The following is a 16092-nucleotide window of genomic DNA, read 5'->3' as shown; positions in this document are numbered from 1 at the left end:
AACAGGCTGCCGACCACGCGTTTTTCCAAAAGATCCTAGTATTTTACCGGGATGGTTTCATCATCTCCGGCGAAATTAGGCTTCACCCCAAGCATCGGCGCGATACGGCGGATCACTGCGCCTGTGGTTGGCACAATGTTCCAGCCTGCGGTTGCATAAGGCTGACCATCAACCTTCTGCGGCTCATCCAGCATCATCAGAACCACATATTTCGGGTCCGACATCGGAAACGCCGCCAAGAACGAGTTCAGGTAGAGGCCTTCAACATATTTGCCGTTCACTACTTTTTGCGCCGTGCCGGTCTTGCCGCCTACATCATAACCGGGAACCGCCGCGCGGCGACCAGAGCCCTGCAACACGTTGAGGCGGTTCAGATAGCGCACGGCATCACTGGTCTGCGGCGAGATGGTCTGTTGTGCCACCTTGGCTGCCTCTTCCTCCGTCCGCGGCAGGAAGGTCGGCTCAATCAGCTTGCCGCCGTTCACCATTGTGGCCATCGCCACAGCAGTCTGAAGCGGGGTCACCGAGATGCCGTGACCATAAGAGATTGTCATGGCAGCCAGTTCATTCCAGCGAGGCGGCATAAGAGGCATGGCTCTTTCCGGCAGCTCTCCACCGGGACGCTCGGTCAGACCCAATTTCTTGAGGAACTGCTTCTGCTCATCAATGCCGGCCTCCAGCATCATCTTGGCTGTGCCGATGTTTGATGAATAGATGAACACTTCCGGCACAGACAGAATGCGGCGCTTGCCATGGAAGTCGTTGATGGTTCGCCCACCGGCGCGGATCGGCTTGCGTGCATCAAAGCTGTCGTCGATGGATACTTTACCGCTTTCCAGGGCCATTGCCACCGTGATGCCCTTGAACACGGAGCCCATCTCAAACACCCCTGCCGTGGCCCGGTTCAACCGGTCTGGACGAAGGGCTTCACTGCGATCATTGGGGTCAAAGTCCGGCAGAGACGACATGGCAACCACCTCACCGGTGTCAGCCTGCAGCACGATACCGATGGCAGCCTTGGCCTTGTGGTGCTCCATGGCGCGCTTCAACTCATCGCGCACCGCATATTGCGCCCGCAGGTCAATTGACAGCCGAACCGGCTCCAGCCCTTCTTCGCTGGTAAAGCCCAGTTCACGCAGATCGTTCAACCAGGCCTGATCTATGTACTTCTCGATGCCGGATATGCCGCGGCCATCCACGTTCACCGTTCCCAGAACGTGGCTTACGGTGTTGCCGCCCGGATAGAAGCGAAGCGTCTCTTCACGGAAACCGACACCGGGAAGGCCGAGGCTATGAATACGGTCACGTTGTTCGTTGGTGATTTCGCGCTTGAGCCAGATGAAGGCAGCGTCACCGCGCAGCCGCTGTGCAATGCGCGGCGTGTTCAGCTCTGGCAAAACCGAGATCAGCCCTTCAAACACCTCATCGGGATCCGGGATCTTGCGCGGTTCCGCGTAAAGAGATGCGCTCTTGATGTCCGTTGCCAGAATTTCACCGTTGCGGTCCAGTATGTCCGGGCGTGCCGCACTCGGCTTTTCCGCCGCAATGTAAGATGACCCCTGCTCGGCTTGCTGCATGGCCAGCGTTACAAGACGCCCGCCAATGGCAGCAAAAACGCAGAAGAAGGCCACCATTGCGATGTAAACGCGCGAACGCGCAGGCTCACGCACGGTCGAGGCAACGCCCCCCGTGCGCGGCTTGGCAGGTGCTTTCAGGAAAGAGTTGGAGTGCCCGGCCACCATTCACCCCCTACTGTACTGCAGGAAGGCGACTGGCGTAGCCACCCATCGGATCGCCGGAAACAGGCTGCAGCTGGACCGGCTTGACCGGCAGCGCCTCAACGGTGGTAATCTGGCTCGCGCCCAGCGGTTCCAGCTCCAGATAGGCGTTGTAGCGGTCTACCACGCCCTGAAGACGAGACGGCTGGTTCAGGGCACTCCATTGGGCCTTGTACCAGCGAATATCTTCTTTTTCCTTCTCGATCTGTCGCTGCAGCTCTGCCACCTTTTCCGTCAGGTGTTCGGTCGACATTTTCATGTCGTAAACAGCTGCTGCCCCGATAACCACGAGGATCAGAAACAACAGATTAACGATCTTCAACATCGTATCAGCCCCCTAGTCCTCTAAATGCAGCAAGGCGCGGCACACCGGCCTCATGAATATCAAGCTCGCGAGCCGGCGCATCCAATCGACGACCGGCCCGCAAGCGCGCTGAGCGCGCACGAGGGTTTGCCGCCACCTCGTCGGCGCTCGCGTCTTGATTGCCCTTGACGATGAATTCGAATGTCGCTGGCGGAACGTCCATTTCCGGCATGTGGCGGGAACCACCACCACGCACCTTGGTACGGTCCTGCAGAAAACGCTTCACAATGCGGTCTTCAAGGCTATGGAACGTCACCACCACCAGGCGTCCGCCCGGTTTGAGAATGCGTTCCGCAGATGCAAGCGCGCCAGCTGCCTGATGCAGCTCGCCATTTACATAAATGCGCAGAGCCTGAAACGTCCGCGTCGCCGGATGAATGCCCGGCTTCTTCGGGTTCCGGCCCACCACCTTCTCCACCACCTTGGCAAGTTCAAGCGTGGTCTCGAATGGCTTCTCGTCCCGCGCCCGACAAATGGCATGAGAAACGGAAGACGCGCGTTTTTCTTCGCCCAAAAGGCCGATAATCCGGGTCAGGTCCTTGTGCTCCAGCGTGTTCACCACGTCTGCAGCGCTCGGGCCATCCTGTTCCATACGCATGTCCAGCGGGCCGTCATTACGGAAGGAAAACCCCCGTTCGGCCTGGTCCAGCTGCATGGAAGAAACACCAAGGTCCATCACCACGCCGTCCACCTTGTCATAGCCAAGGCCGTGCGCGTGTTCATCCAGGTCAACAAACTGGCCATGAACCATTTTCAACGTATCGGGAAAAAGCTGCTGCAACGGCGCTGCACCAGCAATGGCATCCGGGTCCCGGTCCACGCCAATAACAGTCGCCCCCGCCTCAAGAAAACGGCGGGAATACCCGCCCGCGCCAAAGGTGCCATCAATGATGACTTCACCCGGCTGCGGCTGCATGGCTTCCATGACCCGATCCAGAAGGACGGGGATGTGACGGGTCAGTCCGCCAGCGACTTCTTCGTTTTCGTCGCGACCCGCCATCATACCGCCCCTTCCAGTGAGGCAGCGGAACCACCGCCGCCTGCCAATACCGCCAGCGCCCGCTTCATTGCCTCTTCGCGATGCTTGCGGAATTTCGAGGGCTCCCAGATCTGGAACTTGAAGCCCTGACCCACAAAGGTCACTTCATCCTCAATGCCAGCGTGATGGCGCACCATGTCGGACAGCACAAATCGGCCATCCCGGTCCACTTTCAACGTTTCACTGGCACCGTAAAGCGCGGTCGACAGCGCATCATATTCCAACGACAAGGTGGAAAAGCCCTCAAGTTTCTTCTGAATTTCGGCAACCAGACCGTTTCCGCCCGCGTCTACAGCGCTCTGGAACGGAGATGGGAAGCAATAAAGACCTTCAAAGCCGTCCTTCGCCAAGGCCGCACGGAAGGGTGCAGGGATCGATACACGACCCTTGGCATCCACCCGATTGGTGAAGTGCGAGACGAACCCTGACATTTTTCCCCTTGCCTCAGGACCGGGAATTCCACCCGATCAATTGCCGCTTAACTCTTCAAAAACCGTGGATCAGCCACCTGCCATCCGAGCCACCTTCTCGGTCCGGGACCAGAAGCCACAATCTGGTCATTTCCGGGACACTTTGGGATAGCATGGGACAGCACGGGACGTCAACGCACGAACTGGGTTCTCACGCCACCGAAACCCGCACAAAATGGTCCACGGTCAACTCCTATGGTTAACGCGGAATAACCTTAAAAATCCTTAAAATTGAATGAGAAAGCACCTTCCAAGACCTGCCGGAAACACTGTCATTTAGCTGTGTGGGGCATTTTCCCGAGGGTCCCCAATAAAAAAGGCCGCTGAACTTTCAGCGACCTTTTCCTGCCCCTTTTGGGGAACTTTGGGAATGCGTGACCAGACGACTACTGAGCGAGTCTCTGATCAAGCAGATACTGCGCCGCTTTGGGCAGCTCCTTGTTGTTGGCCAACTCGATGATCAACCGCGGATGATTGGTGTATTTCTGGAAAGCTCGGAACAGCGGCTCCCACTTCAACGTGCCCTCGCCCATGGCCCAGTGACGGTCGGCATACCCGTCCGCATCTTGCAGGTGAACATGCTTGAGCAGCGCCCCCGCAGCCTTCACGTAGTAGTCAACCGGCGGCGCACCGGTAGAACCATGCGCATAGTAGGCGTGGCCCGTATCCAGCGACACGGCAACAGCGTCACTGTTGAAAGACTTGACCAGATCAACGCGCACATTCGGATCCACATCCTCGATGTTTTCAATCATCAAGGTGCATCCGATGTCTTCGGCCTTGGCGACAGCCGCGCGCAGGTTCTCGTGAATGCACTCTAGCTTGAAAGCATGGCCTTGATCGTACTGATCCAGGTTGTGATGGTCCCAGTTCGTGTAGGGGCTATGCACCACCATGTGAGTGGCCTTGATCTTGCGGCACACTTCAAGCCCTTGGTCGAGACGCTTTTGCACCACCTTGCGAATGTCCGGGTCAGCGGCTGAAATGTCGAGATTCCAGAACGGCCCGTGAATTCCTAAGGGACCGTCAAAGCCCTCAAGCTTGGCCAGCACTTCATCCGCAAGATGCTCCCAGTTGCCATTCAGCACATCACCGGGCACGAAATCCTGCAGCTCCAGCGGGCGCTGCTTTTCCAGCATCCATTCCCGATGCTCATCAAATTCCGCAATACTCATCGCCGCTCCGACGATGGGAAGATAGCCACCCATTCCCCACTCCTATGACTCAGCTTAAACGCGTATAATTACGTGCTTGCTAGTTCATGCAGATGTCAAGGAAGTAACAGCGCGATGCAAAAAGGAATACCAGTCGGCCTGTAAGCCGGGTTTTGTATGGCACGGGCAAGCCCGCACGTGACGGCCATTCATCTGGGACGCCCATTACTGGACGCCTCAAGCAACCAACCCGGGCGATCAGGTCTGGAGAAAGACTGGAAGCCAAGGCCTCCGCGCCGCCCCTATTCGGTTTTGCTCCCGGTGGGGTTTACCATGCCGCCTCTGTTGCCAGACGCGCGGTGGGCTCTTACCCCACCCTTTCACCCTTACCCCCACATGTGAAGGCGGTTTGCTTTCTGTGGCACTTTCCCTGAGGTCGCCCTCGCCGGACGTTATCCGGCACCGTTTCTCCATGGAGCCCGGACTTTCCTCCCCCGCGGCCTTTCGGCACTTGCGGGAGCGGCCGTCCGGCCGACTGGTGCGCCGGGACTAGACTGCTCACCCCAAAAGGTCAAGTCCTTGAAACGCCTTATCTGTCCGCCTCAACACTTAAACCTTCCTGAAGCACGTCGCAGAACCGATCGATCATCGCGGGCGTGGCTTCAGAAAAGCCAATCACGAGCCCAGCCTGCGGCGTTCCCAGATAGGCAATGGAAAGCGGCACCACGCCAAAGCCCTTGGCATTCATATGGGATGCCACCACAACATCATTCACATCTTCATTGAAGAACAGAGGCATCTGCAAGCCGCCGGTCGGAGTTGAAACACTTACTTTATTCCCGAACCGGGCCCCTATCTGCTGCGAGAGAAGCGCGCCACTGCGCTGATAGTGAACCCGGATCTTCTTCAGATGCGCCCTGTAGTGGCCATCATCGATGAAATCCGCCAGAGCCGCCTGCACATGGACATTGGCAAGCGCGCCCAGCGCCCGTTGTGACACGCTCAGGGCCTCCACATGCACCTCCGGCACCACAAGATAGGCCAGCCGGATCGCGGGCAGCATGGACTTGGCCACCGTTCCCATGTAGGCAACCTCACCATCAGCTCCCAAGCCCTGCAAGGCTGCCAGAGGACGCCCTTCAAACAAAAACTCACTGTCGTAATCATCTTCCAGAATGATCGCACCGGTCTTGCGCGCAAACGCCAGCAGCTCCAGTCGCCGGGTCATATCCATGCGCGTTCCAAGCGGATACTGGTGAGATGGGGTGACATAAATCAGCCGCGCGGCATCCAGTGCCCCTTCATCAAGACTATCGTTGGGCTGGAAAGGCATCAGCTTCAGGCCCGCTCCCAGAAACGCAGATCGCGCGCCCAGATAGCCCGGCTCCTCAATCAGCGCCTGATCTCCCGGATCGGTAAAGGCTTGCGTCATCAGCATCAAGGCAGATTGCACCGTCGGTAGGATCAGGATTTGGTGCGGCTTGGCGCGCACTCCACGCTCCTGTGACAGATACCGGGCCAATACCCGTTGCAACTCGGGCAATCCAACAAGATGCTCATAACCCAGTGCGCCCCCTGAAACCCGCCGCGCTGCACGGCGCAGACACCGCGCCCAAAGTTCTGAAGGAAACAGCGTGCGCGAAGGCTCTCCCGGCTGCATGGTTGAACCGCGCTCGCCATACAAAGACTTGAAACGATGGTTTGTAGCCAGCACCGCCCCACGTTTTGAAAGATGCCGACTGGGCGCGGCCATGGGCACACCCTCTCCACGTCCAAGTGCCTGCACACCATTCACAACTGGCGCCGCACCTGTGCGCACATCAATCATGCCTTCGGCACGCAACAGCTCATAGGCCGTATTCACGGTGTTTCGGGAAACATCAAGGGTCGCCGACAATCGCCGGGAACTGGGGAGCTTTTCTCCTTCCGCAATGATGCCACGAGCAATGTTTTCGCGGATCACGCGATAGATCTGACTGGTCAGAGAAACAGAACCATCACGTTCCAACTCAATTTCGAACGGAAACAAACCGGCACCCAAAACTTGAAAAAACAACAAACCAGTTATCAGGTTTAGCAGAGCCATCACGCCGACGAACACACCTCATTATTCACATGGCGTGTTTTCAAGAGATATCGGGAAAAAGTGGCGGGCTGACCTTCATTTACAGAGGTCCGAGCAGGGGTGCCCGAGTAACTGGATCTAAATTATTTAAAGAATTGGATCTTTTTTAGATCCAGTTACCCGAGCGATACTGGTCCTATTCGTTGCCGACAGTCTGCTCAAAACCGAGGACCAGATGACAAATACGCAAATAGACGCACCTCTTCACAAAGAGCGTACGTCACACAAAACTGAAAAGCACCGCAGACCCTCCTACGCCAAGGTAAGAGTGTCGACGCGAGCTGACTATGACTGGGAAACCATCGCAAGCATCCTTGATACCGCGCTGGTTGCTCATGTTGGGTTCATTGATGATGGGAGGCCCATGGTTATTCCCATGGCTTTTGGAAGAATGGATCGTCGGCTGTTTATTCACGGTGCCAAAGCAGCACGAATTGTCAAAGGCGTTGATGAGGGCGCGCCAGTCAGCCTGACGGTCACCCACGTCGATGGCATCGTGTGCGCACGTTCCGCATTTCACAACAGCTTCAACTACCGCAGTGTTGTGTTGCACGGAACCGCCCATCCCGTCACAGACACCGAAGAAAAGCTTGCTGCCCTTCGAGCTATTACCAACCATATCCTACCCGATCGGTGGGATGAACTCCGCCCCCTGACCCCAAAGGAACTCAAGGCAACCGGAGTGTGGGCATTCGATACCGAGCATGCCGCTGCAAAGATGCGTCAAGGGCCGCCGATAGATGAACCGGAAGACTACGCCCTGCCGAACTGGGCAGGCATCATTCCTGTCACGACCGCACTTGGACTTCCCGTAACTGATGGAACCGTGAAGGAGGGTGTTCCCGTCACTGCCTCAACCCTGAAGGCGCGGCAGAAGTTTGTGTAACACCACGTCAAAGATAGGGACGGTCAGCGCACAGTGAGAACTGACCGTCCGTTCTCTGTCCTTGCAGGCACACTGACCACATCAAGCGGTCAGCAATTCACTGAACTTTTCTGAAGCCCCAGCCCACCAACAGCAGCAATCAGATATCAGCTCTCCTTACCCAGAATGTTCTGAACCTTCTGGCAGTAGCGTGCGCTGGTCTTGTTCATGCGCTTCGCATAATGACCAGCGTTGTATCGAAGGATCGTGCCACAAAGGTCGCCCCCGGCCTTTTTGTGCGCACCTGCGAGATACTTCATGCCCCACTCCAGGTTTGTTTCTGGATTGTAGAGCGCCTTCGTGGAGCCGCGGTAGCCCAGACCGCGTGCTGTAGAAGGTTTGATCTGCATCAGACCGACTTCACCAGCAGCACCACGTGCGCTTGGATTGAAGCTGCTTTCGACCTGAACCACAGCACGGGCCAGCTCATGCGGCACACCATGCTTCTTCGCAGTTTCCTTGATCAGCGTCTCAATCTTCTTTTCTTCAGACTTGGCGGAGGCCGCAAAATCCCCTTCAAGATAACCAACAGGATTACCCGCAAGAATTGCAATCGCACAAAGAGGAAGTACCGCGGCCCGAGCGCGTTTCATAAGTTTCATTTGTCTGTCCTGGCAAAGTTGTTTTGAGCGAGGGCGGTTATGATTGCCGGATGGGACCAAAATCGGGCACGGGAATTCACAAACTATTTCAAGTTTTATGTCACTTAAGTGACAAATTAGCCCGCATTTGTGGAATATGAGGCAAAGAGGCGGCAACCCCGCCTCAATTTGGCTGAAACTGTGAAACCATAAGCACCTTACCTTACGTCATATTAACCTTGGCAAGGGGCCTATTTCACATAACGCTCACGTAACCCTGGGTAAGCGCCCCGCATTAAAGACTAGGCAAACCCCTTAGGAGGCTATGCAGCAACGCGATGGTTTCCGGGTCTGCAACCCCATCAACACTGCTCGGACGGAAGTGCCTCTGGAACGCGACCACAGCCTGATAGGTCTTTTGGTCAAACACGCCGGACTGGCGGATATGATAGCCATAAAGTCCGAGAAGAGCCTGGATCGCTTCAATGGGCGCACCTTCATCCCCCCGCTGGAAGAAGCCGGAACTCTGCGGCTGCATTTTCTCAGCTACAAAATGCCCGATGCCCTCATTGTAAAGGCGTTCCCAAGGGAACTTCTCGCCCGGATCCATCTTTCGGTCTGGCGCCACATCTGAATGCCCCAGCACCCGCGCCGGAGGAATGTCGTGACGGCTCAGGATGTCCTTGCAGAGTGCAATGACCGCCTCGATCTGCGCTTCCGGATACTCCGGCAGACCACCATCATGGCCGACATTGGCAATCTCGATGCCAATGCTGCAGGAGTTGATGTCAGTCTCCCCCTTCCACCAGGCCTTCCCGGCATGCCATGCCCGGCGGCCCTCTGGCACACACTGATAGATGCTGCCGTCTTCCATCACCACATAGTGAGCGGAAACCTCACTACGCGGATCACAAAGCCGGGCCAGCGCCTCGTCATGGTCGGGCATCCCGGTGTAGTGCAGCACCAGCATGTCCACCGGCATTGCACGTTCATTGTGATTGGGAGAAGGTTTCAGCTGTGCGGGCACACCGCACTCAGGTTTCACGCTCATAGGCCTCTTTCCGCTCGTACCTGCGCATAGGCCGCATTCAGGGCCGCAAGCCGCTCATTGGCGATACGAACAAATTCTTCTGGAACGCCCCGCCCGATCAACCGGTCAGGATGGGTCTCACGCACTTCCTGCCGATAAACCTTCTGCAGATCAAGGTCGCTGATTTCCGGATCTACACCCAGCACCATGTAAGGGTCATAGTGACCGCGCATATGCCGTGCCTTGATGCGGCTGAAACTCACCGGCTCCAAACGGAAGATGGAAGCTACTTTTTCCAGATAGCTCAGTTCCGCCTCGTGGATCACACCATCAGCCTTGGCAATGTAAAACAGGCCGTCCAGCACATCCACACAGGTTTGCGGATCATCGGCGAGCAGCTGATACAGCTTTTCCGCATAAAGGTCGTAGCCAGCCACGTCCTGCTGCGCCAGCGAGAACAGCCGGGCCACGTTCCGCTCTTCTCCTTCGGGAATTTCGAAGAGTTCATAAAATGCGAGGATCTCATCCGTGGTCACCACGCCGTCAGCCTTGGCCATCTTGGCCGAAAGCGCAATCATGGCCGCAGTAAAGGCAACGGACCTGCGCGCCTCACCCGTGTTCTTGATGAGTTGCTGCAAGCGCTCAGCAAGTTGAGCACTGCTTTCCTGCAGGGCGACCACAATGGCCGATAGGCGGCTCCAGATATCCATAAAAGAACCTTAAGCTATCTTAATTGCGGTTTCGAGGCGCCCTCTCTCACCTCGACATCATTTCCCCTGAGAATTACAGGAGACAGCCTTCACGGGCACCCGCCAGCATTTGCACTGAACACACTAGCATTTTCAGAAAATGTGAATAGACACAATGTCAATTACTACCATTTATTCATAATTGGGAAATTATAAGGGAAGACCTATAGAAAAGGGCTGGGTTAACCACCCTCGACTCTCGCGTAAATGGAGTCTCTCTTGGAAGCGTCGCCGCAATTCAAGCGCATCAATTATGTTCTTTGCATTCTTATTGGCTTTCTAGTTCTCGCAGCGGCCTTTTTTATAGTTAACAAAACGGTACTTTACTTCTCCTTCCGGTCCGAGGCGCAAGAAAACGTCGACCGCCTGATTACCAAGATCGAAGAGAACGAAGAACTGATCCTGCCCCGAAATGTCATGATACAACCTCAACAGGAGGTTTCCGGAATCGGTTTGCGGGGCACCCAAGACCAGACAATGTCCTGGCATGAGCGCTTGCTGAACAATGACCACGTAATGGACGCCACCACGGCCCCGCTGCTGGCGGACGAGCTTTCCTCGGTGTTCCCCGTGCATTGGCTGCTCGGCGTCAGCAATCAGGGCGAAGTCCTGTCGGTCTTCCCGGCACAAATGCCGCAGAAATCTGCCATTGAGCTTTTGAAAGACGACGCGCTCAAGCAGGCATGGCACGCTGCGCAGGACACCGGCCTCATCAGCTTCGCTGGAAACTTCGAGGTTTTTACGTTCGGCACACCAGAGTTCACTGCGATTGTGCCCTACAGCCATAACGACGATGTGCTTTACAGTTTTGTCTTGAAAGCAGAGCCCACCGTGACCCACCGAACCGTGGTGCGGGCCGTAGCCGCGGCAACTGCCTGCGGTTTCCTGATCGTTCTGATTTTCGCCGTTTCCGCCGTCGCCTTCCTGTGGCGTTCTTTGAAAGAGCGCTGGCAAACCACCAAGACCATTCGCTTTCTGGCCCACAACGATCCGCTGACGCACCTGCCAAACCGCGCCGTATTTAATGAAGAGCTGACCAAGGCCCTGCGCAAGTCCAACGTCACGCTTGCCGAAGTCTATGTGATAGCTGTCGACGTGGACAAGTTCAAAGAGATCAACGACACCCACGGCCACGCCGCCGGAGACCTGTTCCTTCAGGTGATCGCAGACCGCCTCCGCCTTGTGTTTGATGATCATCTGGTCGCCCGTATTTCCGGCGATGAGTTTGCAGTCCTTCTCGAGGAAGTCCCCTCCCAAAAGCAAGTGGAAGTGCTGACTGAACGCCTTGTATCCGCCGTGAAGGCACCCTGCCACGTAGACGGCAAGAACTTGGAAATCTCGCTTTCCATGGGCATTGCCAAGTCTTCCGACGCGGCATGGCGCAGTTCACGGCTGCTTCATTGTGCTGACCTTGCCCTGTACCGCACCAAGACCGGTGGGCGTAACGGCTATACCTGGTATCACCCCAGCATGGATGAGGAGCTTCAGTACCGTAAGGCGCTCGAAGCAGAGATGCGCAAGGCTCTGGCCTGCGACAACTTCTCGGTTCAGTATCAGGCGCAGGTCAGCCTCTCCGACAAGAAGCTGAAGGGCTTTGAGGCTCTGCTGCGCTGGCAACATGAGGATCGGGGCTGGATCTCCCCAGATGTCTTTATCCCGCTGGCAGAAGAAACCGGCCTCATCGAGGAGTTGGGGGAATACATCTTGCGCAAGGCGTGCAAGGACGCCGCCAGCTGGGTCGATTCCAGCCTCAAGGTGGCCGTCAACTTCTCTCCCTCCCAGTTCCGCACGGGCGAAATTGAAAACAAGATCGAGAGCGCACTGCGCGATGCCGGTCTGCCCCCAAGGCGTTTGGAAATCGAAATCACGGAAAGCCTTCTCATGAAGGACACTTCAAACGTGGTCGCATCCTTGAAACGGATCAGCGACATGGGCGTTTCCATCGCCATGGATGACTTTGGCACCGGCTATTCATCCCTGAGCTATCTATCCAAGTTTCCGTTCAACAAGATCAAGATCGACCGCAGCTTCATTACCAACCTCGGTCAGGATGCCCACACAGACGCCATCGTCGCCTCCATCATTGGCTTGGGCCGCTCTCTTGATGTGCTGATTACCGCCGAGGGCGTGGAGAACGACACCCAGCGCAAGATCCTTCGGGCCGCCGGGTGCGATCTGGTTCAAGGGTTCCTGTTTGGCAAGCCCAGGGTCATTGATCCGGAAAATCCATACGCAGCCGTCAAGTGCCTTCAAAACGTCAGCGAGGGACGCATGGACAACGCGTTCTCAAGCCACGAGCATCCGGTCAGTTCCTAGAAAACCTACATGGCGGTTGCAGAGCGCGCCGCCTGATCATAGTGCCCGGAAACAGAGCGCAAGGTCGCTGCCAGACGCGACAACTCCGCCTCATCCAGCCCCAGCTCTTTCATCGGCTTGATGAGCAACGCTTCACGCAGCTCCTTATAATGCTGGCAAATCTCCTCACCTTTTTCGGTGATGGTCGCCGTCTTTTCCTTGCCGCGCTTTCCGGTGGCAATGAGGCCGGCCTTTTGCAGCTTTTTCAGGGCGTACGCGACAGTGTGCGTGTCTTCAATGTTCAGCACCAGGCAAAGATCGGCCATGGACTTTGAACGCCCCCGGTGATTAACACTATGCAGAATTAATACATCCAGAGCCGACATTCCCTCGACACCAGCGGCCGCCATACAACGCACCATCCAACGCTGATAGGCATGCACCATCATGGTCACGGCAAACTCGATCTCGGAGAGAGCGGGCATCTCGCCAGAGGCCAGATGGGCAGCCGACACGACTGGGCCGACAGATTTATCCAGCGGGTTCCGAGGCGTGTCGGTCATTGTTCAGGTCCTCTGCATCAGTTGCTTAGCATGGTTTCCGGCAGCCAAAGTGCCAGCCCGGGAAACGCAACAATCAGGAAGACTGCCAGAATCATCAGCATGAAGAACGGCAGGGCCATCCGCGCAACTTTGAAAATGTTGTGCCCCGTCATGCCCTGAAGCACGAACAGATTAAAGCCCACTGGCGGTGTAATCTGGCTCATTTCCACCACTAGCACCAGGTAGATGCCAAACCAGATCAGGTCCAACCCGGCGTTTTCAACCATGGGCAGGATCACGGAAGTGGTCAGAACCACAACGGAAATCCCGTCAAGAAAACATCCAAGCACAACGAAGAACAGAGTGAGCGCAATCAGCAGCACATAAGGTGACAGCTCCATGCCGCCGATCCAGCCCGCCAGCTCCCGAGGAATGCCGGTGTAACCCATGGCCACGGTCAGGAACGCCGCTCCCGCCAAAATGAAGGCAATCATGCACGAAGTGCGGGTAGCTCCAAGCAAGGCTTTGGTGAAGCTCTCCCGGTTCAATGTGCCAGACGCCCAAGACAGGAGCAGAGACAAGACCACCCCGATTGCCGCAGCTTCGGTCGGCGAAGCAAGGCCAGCATAAATGGAACCGATCACACCGACGATCAGCCCAACCACCGGAAGCAGGCGGCGCGTTGCCATCAGGCGCGCGCCAAGCGGCACCGGCTCCTCTTTTTCAGGCATCTTGTCCCGGTTCATGAAGGCCCAGAAAGCCACATATCCCATAAACAAGAGGCAGAGCATGGCACCAGGCAACACCCCGGCCATGAACAGGCGGGCGATGGACTGCTCCGTCGCCGCCCCATACACGATCAGGATAATGGAGGGCGGGATCAGCAAGCCAAGCGTTCCGGATCCGGCAAGCGTCCCAATGGCAATGCGCTCATCATAGCCGCGCTCTCTCAGCTCCGGCAGAGACATCCGTCCGATGGTCGCCGTTGTGGCAGCTGAAGAACCAGATACAGCGGCAAAGATACCGCACCCAAGAATGTTGACGTGCAACAGCCGCCCCGGAAGATTGCGCATCCACGGCGACAGCCCGGCAAACATGTCCTCAGACAACCGCGACCGGAACAGGATCTCCCCCATCCAGATGAACATGGGCAGCGCGGTCAGATCCCATGAATTGGCAGCCCCCCACACGGTGGTCGCCATCACGGTGCCTGCCGGTACAGAAACGAGTACCATCATGGTGACCAAAGCAACGCCAAACAGGGAGGCAGCAACCCAAACCCCGGTTGCAAGGGCGGCCAGCATACCAAGGCCAAGAAAGAGCGCGACGAACGAAAGATCCATTACTCCGTCCCCTCTACAATGTCGTCAGCATGGCCAGCCTCAAAGCTCGGCGCATCACCGGAAAGCATGGTCACCAGATCATCCAGAAACGCGATGGCAAGAACGCCGATGCCAAATGTCATCACGGCTTGCGGATAAACCAGTGGAATGGGAATGATGCCGAACGACACCTCGTCATAGACATAGCTGTCATAGGCCAGCAGCCCTGCATGCCATGCAAAATAGGTTGCAAGGCAAAACCCAACGAGCAGTGCCCACACATCGAGAAACCGCCCGACTTTCGCTGGCACCGCCTGAATCAAGATCGACACCCGAATGTGGTCGCCGCGGCGCAGTGTGCCCGCAAGCGCCAGAAACGATGCGCCCACCAACATGAAGCCTGCGATTTCGGCCAGAGAGGGCACCAGCAACCCAAGAGGCTCAAGCCCGATGAGCGACCGTCCTCCATCAATCAGCCGTCCGCCGACCTGAAGAACGACAAGTGTTGCAATCCCCACCAAACAGCAGGCAGCAAGGATCGTTGACGCCTGATAAAGCGCGTTTAATGCCTTTCGCATCGGTTCCCCCTAGCGGACAAGATGCTGAAGAAGGAAGCACCGAACCAAAAGCTCGGTGCGCCATTTCCTATTGATTTTTGTAGGCGTCCAGAATGGCCGCGCCGGCATCTCCGGCTTGCTCTTTCCACTCAGCCGTCATGGTTTCTCCAATCACGGCCAGATCACTAAGGAGCTGTTCACTTGGCGCAACAACGGTGATGCCGTTATCCTGCAAGATTGCGGTCTTGGCTGCTGTTTCCTGCTTGGAGGCTTCCCAGCCGCGCTGTTCTGCTGCCGCAGCCGCTTCCAGCACCGCAACCTGTTCTGCTTCGCTCAGACGGTCAAACGCGCGCTGGCTTACGATCACCATGTTCTTCGGCAACCAGGCCTGCGTATCGTGATAGTGGCTCAGGAAGTCCCAGGCCTTCGAGTTGGCACCCGTTGATGGGGATGTGATCATCGCCTCAACGCGGCCAGTTGAGAAAGCGGTTGGAATGTCCGGCACTTCCACCTGAGTTGGTACAGCACCCGCCAGCTGCGCCATGCGTTCGGTCGCCGCATTGTAGGCACGGAACTTCAGGCCTTTGAGGTCAGCACCCTCACTGATCTCGGTTTTGGCAAAGATGCCTTGCGGGGGCCACGGCACGGAAAACAGCAGCTGAAGCCCCTGCTCTTCCAGCTTTTCTTCCATGGCAGAGCGGGAGGCCTGATAGAGCTCCCACGCCTGATCATAGGAGGGCGCGAGGAACGGGACGGAATCCACGCCAAACACGGCATCTTCGTTGGAGAGACGCGAAACCAGCACCTCACCGATCGGGGCCAGCCCCTTTCGCACGGCATTCTTGATTTCCGGATGTTTGAACAATGACCCGGCAGAATGGATCTGGATCGTCAAAGACCCATCGGTCTTTGCGGCAACCTCATCTGCAAACGCCGCAATGTTCTGCGTGTGGAAGTTGCTGTCTCCATACGGCGTCGGCATTTCCCATTTGGTTTGCGCGGAAGCCGAAGTCAGCCCCATAAGGCCGAGTGCAGCAACAGCGGCCAGATGGAATCCAGCCTTGGTGATCGAGCGGGTGTGCGGCATGATGTTCTCCTCTTGGAAGCGGCATTTTCCCCAATCATTGCACCTGTGGACCAGTCTTCAGGCTTCTCATGCAA

General features: G+C 56.7%; 15 protein-coding genes and 1 other RNA gene. 2 read left to right on the top strand and 14 right to left on the bottom strand.

Translation table 11 applies throughout. The annotated features are described in order from the left end of the window. Positions 1-35: 35 nt before the first annotated feature. The 7 genes from PUV47_RS10330 to PUV47_RS10300 form a co-directional block, all read right to left on the bottom strand. Positions 36-1742 (bottom strand): peptidoglycan D,D-transpeptidase FtsI family protein, encoded by a 1707-nt coding sequence (locus tag PUV47_RS10330; protein WP_274218479.1) that lies wholly within the window; start codon positions 1740-1742, stop codon positions 36-38. Between the two features lie 7 nt (positions 1743-1749). Further along, a complete protein-coding gene (gene ftsL / locus PUV47_RS10325) occupies positions 1750-2103 on the bottom strand; it encodes a cell division protein FtsL (RefSeq protein ID WP_274218478.1) in 354 nt (117 codons plus the stop codon). Positions 2104-2107: 4 nt separating this feature from the next. Next, positions 2108-3145, bottom strand: coding sequence for a 16S rRNA (cytosine(1402)-N(4))-methyltransferase RsmH (rsmH, locus tag PUV47_RS10320; protein ID WP_274218477.1), 1038 nt, complete (start codon positions 3143-3145; stop codon positions 2108-2110). After that, the gene (locus PUV47_RS10315) at positions 3142-3612 is read right to left on the bottom strand and encodes a division/cell wall cluster transcriptional repressor MraZ (protein WP_274218476.1); all 471 of its coding nucleotides are present in this window, start codon (positions 3610-3612) and stop codon (positions 3142-3144) included. Before PUV47_RS10315 ends, rsmH begins: the two co-directional genes overlap by 4 nt. A gap of 425 nt (positions 3613-4037) precedes the next feature. Then, entirely contained in the window at positions 4038-4859 is an 822-nt protein-coding gene (locus PUV47_RS10310) for a sugar phosphate isomerase/epimerase family protein (RefSeq protein WP_274218475.1), read from the bottom strand. 92 nt (positions 4860-4951) lie between these two features. After that, positions 4952-5344, bottom strand: an RNA gene (gene rnpB / locus PUV47_RS10305) — RNase P RNA component class A. Positions 5345-5394: 50 nt separating this feature from the next. After that, entirely contained in the window at positions 5395-6834 is a 1440-nt protein-coding gene (locus PUV47_RS10300; RefSeq protein WP_274218474.1) for a PLP-dependent aminotransferase family protein, read from the bottom strand. A 364-nt stretch (positions 6835-7198) separates the two neighbouring features. Here PUV47_RS10300 and PUV47_RS10295 point away from each other — a divergent pair, with 364 nt between their 5' ends. Continuing rightward, complete coding sequence (locus tag PUV47_RS10295) at positions 7199-7816, top strand: pyridoxamine 5'-phosphate oxidase family protein (RefSeq protein WP_274218473.1); 618 nt, start codon at positions 7199-7201, stop codon at positions 7814-7816. A gap of 146 nt (positions 7817-7962) precedes the next feature. On the opposite strand, the gene PUV47_RS10290 is transcribed toward PUV47_RS10295, so the two are convergent. The 3 genes from PUV47_RS10290 to PUV47_RS10280 form a co-directional block, all read right to left on the bottom strand. Then, positions 7963-8457, bottom strand: coding sequence for a lytic transglycosylase domain-containing protein (locus tag PUV47_RS10290; protein WP_274218472.1), 495 nt, complete (start codon positions 8455-8457; stop codon positions 7963-7965). Between the two features lie 274 nt (positions 8458-8731). Continuing rightward, on the bottom strand, positions 8732-9487 hold the full coding sequence (locus PUV47_RS10285) for an N-acetylmuramoyl-L-alanine amidase (protein WP_274218471.1): 756 nt from the start codon (positions 9485-9487) through the stop codon (positions 8732-8734). Beyond that, the gene (locus tag PUV47_RS10280; RefSeq protein ID WP_274218470.1) at positions 9484-10176 is read right to left on the bottom strand and encodes a J domain-containing protein; all 693 of its coding nucleotides are present in this window, start codon (positions 10174-10176) and stop codon (positions 9484-9486) included. The genes PUV47_RS10285 and PUV47_RS10280 overlap by 4 nt, the downstream gene beginning before the upstream one ends. A 258-nt stretch (positions 10177-10434) precedes the next feature. Between PUV47_RS10280 and PUV47_RS10275 the strand changes: the two genes are divergently transcribed. After that, positions 10435-12531: a putative bifunctional diguanylate cyclase/phosphodiesterase gene (locus tag PUV47_RS10275; protein WP_274218469.1), complete on the top strand. Its 2097-nt coding sequence runs from the start codon at positions 10435-10437 to the stop codon at positions 12529-12531. A gap of 5 nt (positions 12532-12536) precedes the next feature. On the opposite strand, the gene PUV47_RS10270 is transcribed toward PUV47_RS10275, so the two are convergent. The 4 genes from PUV47_RS10270 to PUV47_RS10255 form a co-directional block, all read right to left on the bottom strand. Beyond that, positions 12537-13073, bottom strand: a complete 537-nt coding sequence (locus PUV47_RS10270) for a winged helix DNA-binding protein (protein WP_274218468.1) — start codon at positions 13071-13073, stop codon at positions 12537-12539. Positions 13074-13090: 17 nt separating this feature from the next. Beyond that, a complete protein-coding gene (locus tag PUV47_RS10265) occupies positions 13091-14395 on the bottom strand; it encodes a TRAP transporter large permease (RefSeq protein ID WP_274218467.1) in 1305 nt (434 codons plus the stop codon). Next, a complete protein-coding gene (locus PUV47_RS10260) occupies positions 14395-14952 on the bottom strand; it encodes a TRAP transporter small permease (protein ID WP_274218466.1) in 558 nt (185 codons plus the stop codon). The genes PUV47_RS10265 and PUV47_RS10260 overlap by 1 nt, the downstream gene beginning before the upstream one ends. A 67-nt stretch (positions 14953-15019) precedes the next feature. Continuing rightward, positions 15020-16018 carry a TRAP transporter substrate-binding protein gene (locus PUV47_RS10255; RefSeq protein WP_274218465.1) on the bottom strand — a complete coding sequence of 333 codons (999 nt, stop codon included), beginning with the start codon at positions 16016-16018 and terminating at the stop codon, positions 15020-15022. Positions 16019-16092 lie beyond the last annotated feature (74 nt).

The organism is Pseudovibrio exalbescens, assembly GCF_028737195.1.
GTDB lineage: Bacteria > Pseudomonadota > Alphaproteobacteria > Rhizobiales > Stappiaceae > Pseudovibrio > Pseudovibrio zosterae.
The sequence above is the reverse complement of the archived record's forward strand: the minus strand, read 5'-3'. Positions and strand labels throughout refer to the sequence as shown.